The organism is Solemya elarraichensis gill symbiont (assembly GCF_002021095.1).
GTDB lineage: Bacteria > Pseudomonadota > Gammaproteobacteria > Chromatiales > Chromatiaceae.
The window spans coordinates 1-1440 of sequence record NZ_MPRK01000336.1; the positions used below are offsets into that span (position 1 = coordinate 1).

The 1440-nt window shown below is 38.3% G+C and carries 2 protein-coding genes; one reads left to right on the top strand and one right to left on the bottom strand.

Translation table 11 applies throughout. The annotated features are described in order from the left end of the window. Positions 1–623 precede the first annotated feature (623 nt). Entirely contained in the window at positions 624–1109 is a 486-nt protein-coding gene (locus BOW51_RS10760; protein WP_135568279.1) for a hypothetical protein, read from the bottom strand. 85 nt (positions 1110–1194) lie between these two features. On the opposite strand from BOW51_RS10760, the gene BOW51_RS11360 reads away from it, so the two are divergent. Beyond that, the gene (locus BOW51_RS11360) at positions 1195–1368 is read left to right on the top strand and encodes a DUF6626 family protein (RefSeq protein WP_167367348.1); all 174 of its coding nucleotides are present in this window, start codon (positions 1195–1197) and stop codon (positions 1366–1368) included. Positions 1369–1440 lie beyond the last annotated feature (72 nt).

A 1440-nucleotide genomic window follows, 5' to 3' on the forward strand; every position in this document is an offset into this window, starting at 1 on the left:
GAAAGCAGCGTTAAATCGTTTTATGATCGAGTTTGAAGATCGACTCATTGACCATATTTGAACAGGGCAGTTACACAGAATTATCTACAGGCTCCAGATACCACGAAATTTCCTTATTCATCACCTCTTTCCGACCTCCTCTATATGCATCACATCAATGCCAATTACGAAAAATATAGAGGAGTAACTCTAGATAGCACAAGCCATCACCTGCTAACGAATCACAACACATGGATCTACATCACATCAATGATTGAAGCAAACGAGAGAGCATTCACCAATACCGCTAATGCTCCGCAGTATGTTCCACAAAACATACTTGATTGCATCCATATATTTGAAGACATGCTAACGACTTCTAACTGGCTACCTATTTGGAAAAAACATATCCCTCTGTTTGACTCAATTAAATCAATGAATACCCCTGACAGTTAGAACAACTTCTCTATTGTTTTACACTGCATGATTGCAATACCAGTTTGTAATTCTTCTTGGAACTCATTTGCAGATTATTTAGGGTAACCAAAAACAACAAGCATCACATCCATGTGCTTGTTCTGCATCCCTGCATACTGAAATTACTTGTCAGGCATTGCGCGCTGAAACAAGAGCATACTCCTATACTAAAAATTACAGTACTGACTAATCCCTCTAGTATTTGTTAACGTGAATTCTTTGCTGATGTAGCCGATCCAACCGTCATCGTCATATGTCTTTATGTCGACGATTGCTCTCTTGTGATGCAGTGCTTTATGCCACGATTTTTTTATCCTGCGCGACATTTCTATACTACTAATTTTATCGGGTGATTGTATTGCAGCGTGTACATGCAGTTTCTTGCTGCTATTGATCCCATGAATCACTAACGCCATTTTCACCTTCTCTTCTTCTTTCGGCCTTCTGCAACATTCACTGTTGATTTTCCTGCTGAAGAAAGCCAAATATTTTTCTACTTCATCAGCATCAGTCACTTCAAAAGGAAAAGTCAGTGTAACTGCATGTGTATATGTACCTGCTTTTCCTGCAATCCATTGCACGAAATCTTGTTGCAAAACAGTCTTTGCTCTTTTATTTGTTTTTAACTGTTCAATCAGTTCTAGCGTATTCACTTTCTCCATACAGTTATTTATCAATCGCTACAGCATTAATGCATTTTCATCCTTTAAGCAGATAAATACAGAAAAGGAGAAATTTATGTTGATTGACAATGTCTATGAGAAATTACGCGAAAATGACCTTTGCAGCAGTGCTTATGAATTCAGCACCAATTATTTAGGGAAAAGCCGTAGTTACTACAGCGTGCTAAAAGCAAGACAGCTTGAACCAAGTATATCTGCCATCGTGGAGCCTGTAGATAATTCTGTGTAACTGCCCTGTTCAAATATGGTCAATGAGTCGATCTTCAAACTCGATCATAAAACGATTTAACGCTGCTTTCCA